This window comes from Hwangdonia sp. (genome assembly GCF_048381975.1).
Taxonomy (GTDB): Bacteria; Bacteroidota; Bacteroidia; order Flavobacteriales; family Flavobacteriaceae; genus Hwangdonia; species Hwangdonia seohaensis.
In genome coordinates this window covers 370,844-382,223 of record NZ_JBLWYT010000004.1, presented here as the reverse complement: position 1 = coordinate 382,223, position 11,380 = coordinate 370,844, and the positions used below count along the sequence as shown (strand labels likewise).

General features: G+C 36.2%; 10 protein-coding genes. 7 read left to right on the top strand and 3 right to left on the bottom strand.

All coding sequences use genetic code 11. The features are described from left to right. Nucleotides 1-46 precede the first annotated feature (46 nt). A complete protein-coding gene (purD, locus tag ACN5J7_RS09850) occupies nt 47-1,318 on the top strand; it encodes a phosphoribosylamine--glycine ligase (protein ID WP_311935961.1) in 1,272 nt (423 codons plus the stop codon). A gap of 1 nt (nt 1,319) precedes the next feature. Here purD and ACN5J7_RS09845 read toward each other — a convergent pair whose 3' ends face one another. Continuing rightward, entirely contained in the window at nt 1,320-1,547 is a 228-nt protein-coding gene (locus tag ACN5J7_RS09845; protein ID WP_311935958.1) for a DUF6341 family protein, read from the bottom strand. Nucleotides 1,548-1,617: 70 nt separating this feature from the next. On the opposite strand from ACN5J7_RS09845, the gene ACN5J7_RS09840 reads away from it, so the two are divergent. Next, nucleotides 1,618-2,541, top strand: coding sequence for a DUF6427 family protein (locus tag ACN5J7_RS09840; RefSeq protein ID WP_311935956.1), 924 nt, complete (start codon nt 1,618-1,620; stop codon nt 2,539-2,541). Here ACN5J7_RS09840 and upp read toward each other — a convergent pair. Beyond that, nucleotides 2,530-3,189 carry a uracil phosphoribosyltransferase gene (gene upp, locus ACN5J7_RS09835; protein WP_311935951.1) on the bottom strand — a complete coding sequence of 220 codons (660 nt, stop codon included), beginning with the start codon at nt 3,187-3,189 and terminating at the stop codon, nt 2,530-2,532. The genes ACN5J7_RS09840 and upp overlap by 12 nt on opposite strands. 75 nt (nt 3,190-3,264) lie before the next feature. On the opposite strand from upp, the gene ACN5J7_RS09830 reads away from it, so the two are divergent. Both ACN5J7_RS09830 and ACN5J7_RS09825 read left to right on the top strand, forming a co-directional pair. Beyond that, nucleotides 3,265-3,873: a DUF4254 domain-containing protein gene (locus tag ACN5J7_RS09830; RefSeq protein WP_311935949.1), complete on the top strand. Its 609-nt coding sequence runs from the start codon at nt 3,265-3,267 to the stop codon at nt 3,871-3,873. A 67-nt stretch (nt 3,874-3,940) separates the two neighbouring features. Continuing rightward, nucleotides 3,941-4,963, top strand: coding sequence for a glycosyltransferase family 9 protein (locus ACN5J7_RS09825; protein WP_311935947.1), 1,023 nt, complete (start codon nt 3,941-3,943; stop codon nt 4,961-4,963). 179 nt (nt 4,964-5,142) lie between these two features. Here ACN5J7_RS09825 and ACN5J7_RS09820 read toward each other — a convergent pair whose 3' ends face one another. Beyond that, nucleotides 5,143-6,201 carry a ferredoxin--NADP reductase gene (locus tag ACN5J7_RS09820; protein ID WP_311935945.1) on the bottom strand — a complete coding sequence of 353 codons (1,059 nt, stop codon included), beginning with the start codon at nt 6,199-6,201 and terminating at the stop codon, nt 5,143-5,145. Between the two features lie 120 nt (nt 6,202-6,321). Between ACN5J7_RS09820 and ACN5J7_RS09815 the strand changes: the two genes are divergently transcribed. From ACN5J7_RS09815 to ACN5J7_RS09805, 3 genes are all read left to right on the top strand, one after another. Beyond that, complete coding sequence (locus tag ACN5J7_RS09815; RefSeq protein ID WP_311935942.1) at nt 6,322-7,800, top strand: DUF5687 family protein; 1,479 nt, start codon at nt 6,322-6,324, stop codon at nt 7,798-7,800. 11 nt (nt 7,801-7,811) lie between these two features. Then, nucleotides 7,812-8,519: an ABC transporter ATP-binding protein gene (locus tag ACN5J7_RS09810; RefSeq protein ID WP_311935939.1), complete on the top strand. Its 708-nt coding sequence runs from the start codon at nt 7,812-7,814 to the stop codon at nt 8,517-8,519. A gap of 301 nt (nt 8,520-8,820) precedes the next feature. Then, nucleotides 8,821-11,379, top strand: coding sequence for a tetratricopeptide repeat protein (locus ACN5J7_RS09805; RefSeq protein ID WP_311935937.1), 2,559 nt, complete (start codon nt 8,821-8,823; stop codon nt 11,377-11,379). Nucleotide 11,380: the final 1 nt, after the last annotated feature.

Below are 11,380 nucleotides of genomic sequence, written 5' to 3'. Positions count from 1 at the left end.
AGTAGCATTAGTTTTATTTTTGTTTTCGAAAAAAAACCACACCACGATGAACATTTTAATATTAGGTTCTGGCGGAAGAGAACACACTTTTGCTTGGAAAATCGCCCAAAGTCCGTTATGTCAAAATCTTTTTGTTGCTCCCGGAAACTCCGGAACCGCGAAAATAGCAACCAATGTAAATATTGGTGTAACCGATTTTGAAGCCATTAAAACTTTGGTTTTAAATGAAAATATCGATATGGTCGTTGTTGGGCCAGAAGACCCTTTGGTTAAGGGTGTTCACGATTTCTTTTTGAACGACGCTAGCGTAAAACATGTTTCGGTTATTGGTCCACAACAAAAAGCGGCTGAATTGGAGGGCAGTAAGGAATTTGCCAAAGAATTTATGTTTCGCCATAATATTCCAACAGCAGCCTACCAGAGTTTTACAAAAGATTCAGTGGAAAAAGCTTATGCGTTTTTAGAAACCTTAAATCCGCCTTACGTTTTAAAAGCCGACGGATTAGCGGCGGGAAAAGGCGTGGTTATCCTTAATGATTTGGACGAAGCAAAAGCCGAACTAAAAAGCATGCTTGTTGATGCTAAGTTTGGTGCGGCCAGCACAAAAGTGGTTATCGAAGAATTTTTAGACGGCATCGAGTTGAGCTGTTTTGTGTTAACCGATGGCAAAAACTATAAAATCTTACCAACCGCTAAAGATTACAAGCGCATTGGCGAAGGCGATACAGGCTTAAATACAGGCGGTATGGGCGCGGTGTCTCCAGTGCCTTTTGCTACAGATGAATTCCTGAATAAAATTGAAGAGCGCATCGTAAAACCAACTATTAAAGGATTTAAAAAAGACCATTTGCCCTATGTTGGTTTTGTGTTTATCGGTTTGATAAAAGTTGGTAATGACCCCAAAGTTATTGAGTATAATGTTAGAATGGGCGACCCGGAAACCGAAGTGGTATTACCGCGTTTAAAGAATGATTTTGTTGAAATCCTTCAAGCGATGGCAAATCAAACATTAGATAAAATAAATATTGAAATTGACGAACGTGCGGCAACAACCATCATGTTGGTGTCTGGTGGTTATCCGGAAGCTTATGAAAAAGGAAAGGAAATTTCTGGTGTTGAAAACATAACTGATTCCATACCTTTTCATGCGGGCGCCATTATTGAAAATGGTAAAATAGTAACCTCAGGCGGACGGGTTATGGCTATTACATCATACGGAAACACCTATAAAGAAGCCATAAAAAAATCTTACCAAAGTATAGAAAAACTACATTTTGATAAGATGAATTATCGTAAAGATATTGGTTTCGATTTATAAATTATAAATACGAATGCGAAGAGATGCTTTTATCTTCTTCATTATTATCATTAAATATTTTAAGTTGCTTCATCCAGTAAAGCATGGCAACAAAACATATTACGATAAAAATCCAGGATACAATATTTGCCATCCACCAATTGTCTAGCTCCAAAGCTCTTAAAGCATCGAAGGGTGCAAAAAGCACATCGACAAATAAATCTTGTATAGCGTAAAAGAAATCTTTCATGTGTATTTTATTATTTTCTAACCGAAAATTTAGTTAGTATATTTACATAGCAAAAATACAAAAACAGTTAATGATTACAAGCCTTTTTAAAAAATCTAAGCCAATTAATTTTGCTATTGTTTTTTTTATTATGCTTTTTGCTTTCATTGTACTTAACATAAAGTACGTAAAAGCACCTGTTACAGGGACTTTCTTTATAAAAGAAACATTTTTGTTTTTAGTGAGTTACGTGTCTGTTTTGGCCCTTAGTTTTATTGTTGGCAAAAATAGTTTGACCCAAAAGAGCAATTACGAAATTGTATTGTATAGCTTGTTTTTGTTGGCTCTTCCGCAAACGGTAAGCCATCCGGATATTATTTACGCTAACTTTTTTGTGCTGCTTGGTTATAGACGAATTATAAGCTTACGCTCTCAAATAAACGTCAATAAAAAATTATTCGATGCGGCCTTTTGGATTGCCATTGCAGCTCTGTTTTACTTTTGGGCCATATTGTTTTTTGTGCTTATTATTATCACATTGCTTCTATACACCGATAACAATATTAAACATTGGCTGATTCCTTTTACCGGATTATTAACCGTTTTTTTAATTTCAATTAGTGTTTCGATAATTTGGGACGACAGTTTTTTTGGAATTTTCAGTAGTTTACCCGAATTGAGTTACAATTTTAACAATTACAATTCAGCGCAATATGTAATTATAATAACCATGCTTCTTTCTTTTGGGGTGTGGGCATCCATTTTCTATATAAAAAACATAAAGCAGAAAAAGAAAGCGTTGAGGCCTTCGTTTTACGTGGTGCTTTTTGCGGTACTTATTGGGTTTTTAATTATAGTTTTTGCACCAAATAAAGACGGCAGTGAGTTTTTGTTTTTATTTGCACCCTTAGCGATTATAATTGCCAATTACATTGAAATCATTCAAGAAAAATGGTTTAAAGAGTTGTTTCTTTCAGCTATAATTTTAGTGCCTTTTGTAATTTTATTGCTGTAGTTTTTTGCCAAAAGCCAAATCGCCGGCATCACCGAGCCCCGGAACAATATAACCTTTTGCGTTTAAGGTTTTATCGATGGTCGCAATCCATAAATGGGTGTTTTCATCAAAGGATTTCGAAACGTAATCTACACCTTCTTGAGCGCCAATAACGCTAACCAAATGGACTTCTTTAGGCGTGCCAAAAGGCTTTAAGGCCTCAAAGGTAGCAATCATGGACTGACCCGTTGCCAACATAGGATCGGCAAGAATTAAAGTCTTGTTTTCCAAATCTGGGCAGGCTAGATATTCCACAATAATCTCAAAGCTTTCAGGGTTTTCTTTGTGGTGTCTGTAAGCCGAAATAAAAGCATTTTCAGCTTTATCAAAATAGTTTAACAGCCCATTGTGCAAAGGCACTCCAGCTCTTAAAATAGAGCACAAAACAACATCATTTTCCAACAAATCCATAGTGCTACTCGCTAAAGGGGTTTCAATTTCTGAAGCTTTATAATTTAAAGATTTACTCAATTCGTAAGCTAAAACCTCGCCTGTACGTTCAATGTTACGCCTAAAACGCATGCTATCTTTTTGAATATTAGCGTCTCGCATTTCAGAAATAAAGGTATTTAATATAGAGTTCTGTTGCGATAAATCATGAATATGCATCGTGTGTTTTTTGTGGTTTTCAGGTAGTAAAGTTAATTATTTAGAAGTATATTTACACTTTAAAATCAATACATTATGTTTACAAGTAAAGCCAATAAAATTTTTAAGGAAGTTATAGAGAAGTACCACATTATCAATACGGTTGATCAACCTTTTGAGAACCCGTACAACAAAGATTCGCATTTAATCGAACATTTATTGTACAGAAAAAGTTGGATTGATACTGTGCAATGGCATTACGAAGATATTATTCGCGACCCACAGATAGACCCTGTTGCAGCATTGACACTAAAGCGTAAAATTGATGCATCAAATCAAGACAGAACCGATATGGTGGAATACATTGATAGCTATTTTCTTGAAAAATACAAAGATGTTACCGTAAAAGACGATGCCACGATTAACACCGAAAGTCCTGCTTGGGGCATTGATAGGTTGTCTATTTTAGCTTTAAAAGTATACCACATGAATGAGGAGGCTACGCGTAATGACGCTTCCGCGGAACACAGAGCAGCTTGTCAAACAAAATTAGACGTATTGTTAGAGCAACGTGTGGATTTATCAACGGCTATCGATACGCTTTTAAGCGATATTGAAAAAGGCGATAAATACATGAAGGTTTACAAACAAATGAAGATGTACAATGACGATGAATTAAACCCTGTGTTGCGTTCGCAGAAATAGAGCAACATAGCCAATTAAAATCGTTATGTCAGTCTGAGCTTGTCGAAGACTTTTTCTATTGAAGCTCATGTCTAATAAACTAAAACACATCCTGGTTATTCGTCTATCGGCCATGGGCGATGTGGCTATGTCCGTTCCGGTTTTACGCGCTTTGGAACAACAGCATCCCGAAGTTAAAATAACTGTTTTAACAAAAGCATTTTTTAAACCTTTTTTCAGAGATTTACAAAACGTTACTGTTTTTCCGGCTGATGTTAAAGGTGAACACAAAGGCGTTTTCGGACTTTATAAATTAGCGCGACAACTCAATAAAGACAATCGTTTTTATGCCATTGCGGATTTACACAGCGTTTTAAGAAGTAAGATTTTAAAAAAGTTTTTGCACTGCAAACGTTTTGTTTCCATTGACAAAGACCGAAAAGAAAAACGACTTTTAACCAAAGGAAAAATATTCAAACAACTTAAAACCACACACCAACGCTATGCCGATGTTTTTGAAACCTTAGGCTTTCCGTTGGATTTAACAAACCCTAAATTTCCTGAAAAAGCGGCATTAAATAGAAAACTCCAAAATATTTTAGGAGATGTTTCAAAGAAAAGGATTGGCATTGCTCCTTTTGCAACCTACGAAAGTAAAATGTATCCTTTGGACGCCATAAAACAAGTGATTGAAACGCTTTCAAAAGATTATAAAGTGATTTTATTTGGCGGTGGAAATTATGAAACCGAACTTTTGAATACGTTTGAAACCGAGTTTGACAATACTGTAAATGTCTCAGGGAAATTGACACTTGATGACGAAATGGATATCATTTCAAATTTAGACGTGATGCTTTCAATGGATTCGGGTAACGCCCATATCGCCGCTATGTTGGGCATAAAGGTGGTTACCATTTGGGGTGTTACGCATCCGTTTGCCGGTTTTGCACCGTTTAATCAACCTGAAGATTATGCATTACTTGCAGATAGAAACCAATATCCAAAAATACCAACTTCTATTTACGGGAATAAATACCCGGAACATTACAAAGAAGCCTCACGAAGTATTGCTCCAAAAGAGATTACTGAAAAAATCAAATCTATCATCTAAATGTGATTTGCCATTCCTGCGAATCCCGTTAGCTATCGGGAAGGAATCTATTTTAAATTTTCTAACGTCTAAGAGCGAAGCGGTCTAAAGTCTAGCGCTTTTAAATTATAGTTAACAAAATTAAGTCCGCGATTTAAGTTCTCACCCTTCGGGGGAGATGTCCGCAGGACAGAGGGGGCTTAAACATCATCATAATCAACAGTTAATGTTGGCGTTGTAGGGTGCGCTTGACAGGTTAAAATTAAACCTTCGGCAACTTCACTTTCGGTTAGAATATTATTTTGTCGCATTGTGGCTTCACCTTCTTTTATGCGCGCTAAACAACTGCTGCATATACCGCCTTGGCAAGAATAAGGCGCATCTAAATCTTCATCCAGCGCAGCTTCGAGTACGCTTTGTTTGGCAGACATTTCGAAAGTCGTCGATTCATCATCAACAATAACGGTAATTTTTGTCTTTCCGCTTGCGGTAACCGCTTCTTCTTCTATTTCGGCAGGTTTTGCTGCTTTAAATAGCTCGAAATGAATGCGGTCTTTGTCAATATGGTGTTCGGTTAAAACATCTTTTACCGTGTGAATCATAGCTTCTGGTCCACAAAGATAAAAGGCATCAACCACAACATGTTTATGCTCGTTTTTCATCACATAATTAACCGTGCTTTTTTCAATTCTGCCAAAAATAGCATCATCTTCATCGGCTTGACTAAACACAAATTGTATTGAAAAACGGTCTTTGTATTGGTGCTGGAGCTCTAAAAGTTCGTTTAAAAACATGGTGTCTTTTGTGGTTTTATTGCCAAAGACCAAAATAACCTTGCTATAAACCTCTTCTTCCAAAGCGCATTTTATAATGCTTAAAATGGGCGTAATACCGCTTCCTGCCGCAAAAAGCGCGATGTTTTTGGTTTTGGAATCGTTGGGCACAAAAACAAATCGACCCTTTGGAGGCGCAACCTCTAAAGTGTCACCGGCTTGTAATGTGGTGTTGGCATAGGCCGAAAAGGTACCGTCTTTAACCTCTTTTACCGCTACTTTTACCTCGCCACTTTTAGGCGAAGAACAAAGTGAATAATCGCGACGTACTTCATGGCCGTCAATCTCCGATTTTAGAGTAATATATTGCCCCGCTTTAAAAGCAAACGTTTCTTTTAAGTGCTCTGGGACATTAAAACTAATGCTTATCGCTTTAGAGGTTTCCCTTTTTATTTCTTTTATGGTGAGTTTATAAAATGATGACATATATAAATTTTTGACAAAAATAGTGAAGTTGGTTTTTAAATTTTAACTTTATTTGTAACAATTGCGATAAAAGGCTTACTAACCCATTGAACCAAATTTAAAAATATAACCAGCCAAACTATGATTAAACATTTTATAAATTTAGAATGGAAAGCTTTTTTTAGGTCTGCCAGCTTTGGCAAAAGTTTAGCCATTAAAATATTAATGGGCTTTTTCACGCTGTATTTTATGGTTATGTTTCTGTTTATAGGATTTTTGATGGATAAAATCTTAAAGGAAATATATCCGGATTTAGATCCGTTGGTTGCTTTTAACGGCTTGTTGTTTTTCTGGATAATTGGCGATTTGTTGATTCGATTCTTTTTTCAAAAACTACCGGTAATGAGTGTTAAACCTTTACTGACACTGCCCGTTAAACGAAAATCTGTGGTCAATTTTGTTTTGGGAAAATCGGCATTGTCATTCATTAATTTTTTACCATTATTCGCCATTGTTCCTTTTGGGCTCAAATTAATAGCAAACGATTACAACACATCAGCCGTTTTAATTTGGATGTTTGTTATTGTGCTCATTACGCTAATAAATAACTTTTTAAATTTTATTATTGAAAGCTTATCGGCTAAAACCGAACTGTCATTTTTACCCATTATTGTATTTGCTGGTGCTTTGTTCGGTTTAAATCATTTTAATATTATAAATATTGCGGGAGCGCTTTCAAATGGCGTCACTTACATAACTGAAAATCCGGTTTTATTAATCGTTCCTATTTTATTACTGACAGCCTTATACGCTTACAATTTTAAAATACTAAAACAAAAACTGTTTTTAGACAGCGGATTAAAAGCTAAGATTAAAGAGGTAAACACCTCAAATATGGAGTGGACCAAAAACTTTGGCGACATTGCCCCTTTTATGCAACTGGATTTAAAACTGATTTGGCGCAACAAGCGAACAAAATCCTCGGTTTGGATGGTTTTAATTGGCCTTTTGTACGGTTTGTTTTTCTATCCGCAACCCACCTATCAAAACCTACCTTGGTTTTTTATGTTTATTGGTGTGTTTTCAACGGGTATCTTTTTAATCAATTTCGGGCAGTTTATTCCCGCTTGGGATAGTGGTTATTATAAACTCTTGATGAGCCAAAACATTAAATACGAGCAGTATTTAAAATCGAAATTTACCTTAATGGCGGTAAGCGTTATTATTTTGTTTGTTCTTGGTATTCCGTATGTCTTTTTCGGATGGAAAATTTTATTGGCTCATTTTGTAGCTGCCATTTATAACATAGGTGTTAATACGCATGTTATTTTGTACGGCGGATCTTTTAACCGCAAGAAAATCGATTTAAACCAAAAAGCAGCCTTTAATTATCAAGGTACAGGTGCGGTACAATGGCTTATTGGCATTCCGCTTTTAATATTGCCAATGGGTATATTTGCACTATTTTACTTTTTAATAGGGTTTGAAATAGCTTGTTTGGTACTCGCTTTATTGGGCGTTATTGGTATTGTTTTTCATCAAAAATTAATGAAAATCATTACTCTGAAATACACAAAATCAAAATACAAAATGATCAATGCCTTTGATCAAGACAACTAAAAGAAAACATTATGATTACAACATCAAATCTTTCAAAAAAATACAGCAACAATATTGTTTTAAATATTGAAAAATTAGACATTCCCAAAGGCCAAAGTTTTGGATTGGTAGGAAACAATGGCGCTGGAAAAACCACGTATTTTAGTTTGCTGTTGGATTTAATTCAGCCCACAACCGGATATGTTAAAAACAACAATATTAAGGTAAATGAAAGTGAAGATTGGAAACCCTTTACATCAGCTTTTATTGATGAAAGTTTTTTAATTGGTTATTTAACGGCCGAAGAATATTTTTACTTTATTGGTGAATTACGCGGACAAAACAGAGCCGATGTTGATAGATTGGTAAGCCAGTTTGAAGATTTTTTCCACGGGGAAATCCTCGGGCAGAAAAAGTATTTACGCGATTTAAGTAAAGGCAATCAGAAAAAAGCAGGCATTGTTGCGGCACTTATTGGCAACCCGGAAGTTATTGTTTTAGACGAACCTTTTGCAAACCTGGATCCCACAACACAAATTCGATTAAAAGGCATTATTAAGGATTTAGCCGAAAAACAAGGCGTAACCGTATTAATTTCCAGTCATGATTTAATGCATGTAACCGACGTTTGCGAACGCATTGTAGTACTTGAAAAAGGCGAAATAGTTAAAGATTTAAACACAAGCGAAGCCACTTTAAAAGAACTTGAAGCACATTTTTCGGGAACTGAGGCTGTTTAAAATTATAACACGGAGTCCCGCTGGGTTTTCGCAGAGATACACGGAGCGTTTTCAGAATGTTATCAAAATCACTATGTTAATTCATGTTTTACTATGTATTCCTCTACGAGTCTCTGTAAAAACTTTGTGTGTCTCTGCGAAACAATCCATAATCATACAGTGTCCACTTTGCGCCTTAGCGTCTTTGCGCGAGCATTTTATAACTGCAATTTATAGCTAAATCCAAAAAGATGCTTATTTTTACGGTTACATATAATAATAACTAGAGTTTATAGTTATTTATTAGACTAAATAACCACCGTTGAAAACATCTATCAAAGCCATACTACTTATAGTTTTTTCTACTGTTTTAGCAACCAGTTGTTCTAGAAAAAAAGACAATTTTGTTAGCCGAAATTATCACGCCGTTACTGCCGAATTCAATGCGCTTTACAATGGCTATTTAGCTTTAGAAGAAGGCAGAAACACCCTTAACGAAGGGTACGCCGATAATTATTGGGACGTGCTTCCCATCGAGCGCATGCAAATTCAAGAAGACATTGTATTGCCCGGGCAGTCTAAAAACGAGAACTTTAATAGAGCCGAAGAAAAGGCGGTAAAAGCCATTCAAAAACACAGTATAAATATTGATGGCAAAGAAAAAAATCCGCAAATAGATGAAGCGTATTTGCTTTTGGGAAAAGCCCGTTATTTCGACCAACGCTTTGTTCCGGCATTGGCGGCATTCAATAATATTCTGAATAAATACCCAACGAGCGACAAAATAAATCAAGTTAAAATTTGGCGCGAAAAGGCCAATATCCGGTTGGACAACAATGAAGTGGCCATAAAAAAGTTGAAACGGTTGTTGGCCGATGAAGAATTAAACGATCAAGATTTGGCCGATGCCACGTCTATTTTGGCACAAGCGTATTTAAACACCAAATCTGTTGACAGCGCCATTACGCAATTAAACATTGCCGCAAACGCCACGAAAAACAACGACGAGCGCGGGCGTTATCGTTTTATCCAAGGGCAACTATACAATCAATTAGGTTATAAAGACAGTGCCAACATCGCGTTTGATAAGGTTATAGGGCTCAATAGAAAAACACCGCGTATTTACATGATAAGTGCCCATATTGAAAAAGTTAAAAATTTCGATTATGAAAACGGAAACAAACTGGCGCTTTTGGAACACCTTACGGCACTTGAAGAAAATAGGGAAAACAGACCCTTTTTGGATAAAATTTACCATCAAATTGCCGAATATCATTTAAATAATCAATCGGATTCTTTAGCGGTAAACTACTATAATAAATCTTTGCGCACCAATTCGCAGGATAAATTGTTGAGAGCTAAAAATTACCAAACTTTGGGCGACATGAATTTTGATACATCGAAGTATGAAATCGCAGGTAATTATTACGACAGCACGATGACGAATTTGGAGTTAAACTCCAAGCCCTATCGCATCATTAAAAGGAAACGCGATAATTTGGAAGATGTTATTTATTACGAAAACATAGCCCGTGTTAACGATAGTATCTTGCAATTAGTGAATTTTTCGGAAACCGAACGATTGGAGTACTTTGAATCCTTTGTTGAAGCTTTAAAAGAAAAAGCCGAAGAAGATGAAAAACAAGCCGAAGCTGCCGAACGGAATACAGGTTTGGCTACGGTTAACAATACCATTGGTGGACAGTCGCAAAACAGGGGAACACCAAACGAAGCGACCCTATTTTATTTTTACAACCCAACCACGGTGGCCTATGGCAAAAACGAGTTTATTAAAATTTGGGGCAACAGAACTTTAGAAGACAATTGGCGATGGTCCAACAAAGCAAATTCCAACACCGGAAATAGTGCTTCGGATGTTAATATCGTTGATTTGGCTTCAGATGAAGAACGGTTTGATCCGCAGTTCTATATCTCTAAAATTCCTTCCGAAGAAAAGGCCATCGACAGTATTTCAAAAGACCGGAATTTTGCCTACTATCAATTGGGTCTTATTTACAAGGAAAAATTCAAAGAATACGATTTAGCAAAAAGCAAGTTCCAAAACCTAATGAATAGCCAACCGGAAGAGCGGTTAATAGTGCCTTCAAAATACAATCTATATAAGATTTATGAATTGTTGGGCGAAAACGATGAGGCTTCCATTGCCAAAAACGAGATTATTACAAACCATCCGGAATCGCGCTACGCCACCATTTTAAACAACCCGGATTTAGCGAATTTAAAAGACGAGCAGAGCCCTGAGCGGGTTTACGAAAAGCTGTTTGCGCAACATGAAAATCAGGAATATGCTACAGTCATTTCAGCATGCGAAACCTATATCAATGCCTTTGATGGCGATCCCATTGTGCCAAAATTCGAGCTTTTAAAAGCCACGGCCATAGGCAGGTTGTTTGGTTATGAGGCTTACAAAAGAGCCATTAATTATGTGGCGATAACCTTTGCCAATACGCCAGAAGGCCAGCAAGCCGAAAAAATGGATACAGAGATTTTACCAAAAATGGCGAGCTCCGATTTTATTGAAGAAACCGATGATGCTTCAACCAACTTTAAAGTGGTTTATAAATTTGAAAACACAGAAATTGATGAAATTGAAGCGTTCCAAAAAACTTTGGATTCTGTTTTAAAAAACATAAAATATTACGATTTAAAAACATCGGTCGATGTTTACAGCCCAAATACAAGACTCGTTGTTATTCATGGTTTAAAAAGTGCTCAAGTTGCTAAAACTTTCGACCAATTATTAACCAAAGAAGACAGCCGAAAAATAACCGAACCTTATTTTGCAATATCATCTGCAAATTATCAAATCGTTCAGATTCATAAAAATCTGGATACGTATTTAAACATTAGTAATAATTAAA

What these genes read in the sequence shown, in the direction of transcription:
- ACN5J7_RS09840 (WP_311935956.1), top strand. Translation starts at nt 1,618, where the DNA reads ATGATTACAAGCCTTTTTAAAAAATCTAAGCCAATTAATTTTGCTATT.
- ACN5J7_RS09845 (WP_311935958.1), bottom strand. Translation starts at nt 1,547, where the DNA reads ATGAAAGATTTCTTTTACGCTATACAAGATTTATTTGTCGATGTGCTT.
- purD (WP_311935961.1), top strand. Translation starts at nt 47, where the DNA reads ATGAACATTTTAATATTAGGTTCTGGCGGAAGAGAACACACTTTTGCT.
- ACN5J7_RS09820 (WP_311935945.1), bottom strand. Translation starts at nt 6,201, where the DNA reads ATGTCATCATTTTATAAACTCACCATAAAAGAAATAAAAAGGGAAACC.
- ACN5J7_RS09830 (WP_311935949.1), top strand. Translation starts at nt 3,265, where the DNA reads ATGTTTACAAGTAAAGCCAATAAAATTTTTAAGGAAGTTATAGAGAAG.
- ACN5J7_RS09825 (WP_311935947.1), top strand. Translation starts at nt 3,941, where the DNA reads ATGTCTAATAAACTAAAACACATCCTGGTTATTCGTCTATCGGCCATG.
- ACN5J7_RS09810 (WP_311935939.1), top strand. Translation starts at nt 7,812, where the DNA reads ATGATTACAACATCAAATCTTTCAAAAAAATACAGCAACAATATTGTT.
- ACN5J7_RS09815 (WP_311935942.1), top strand. Translation starts at nt 6,322, where the DNA reads ATGATTAAACATTTTATAAATTTAGAATGGAAAGCTTTTTTTAGGTCT.
- upp (WP_311935951.1), bottom strand. Translation starts at nt 3,189, where the DNA reads ATGCATATTCATGATTTATCGCAACAGAACTCTATATTAAATACCTTT.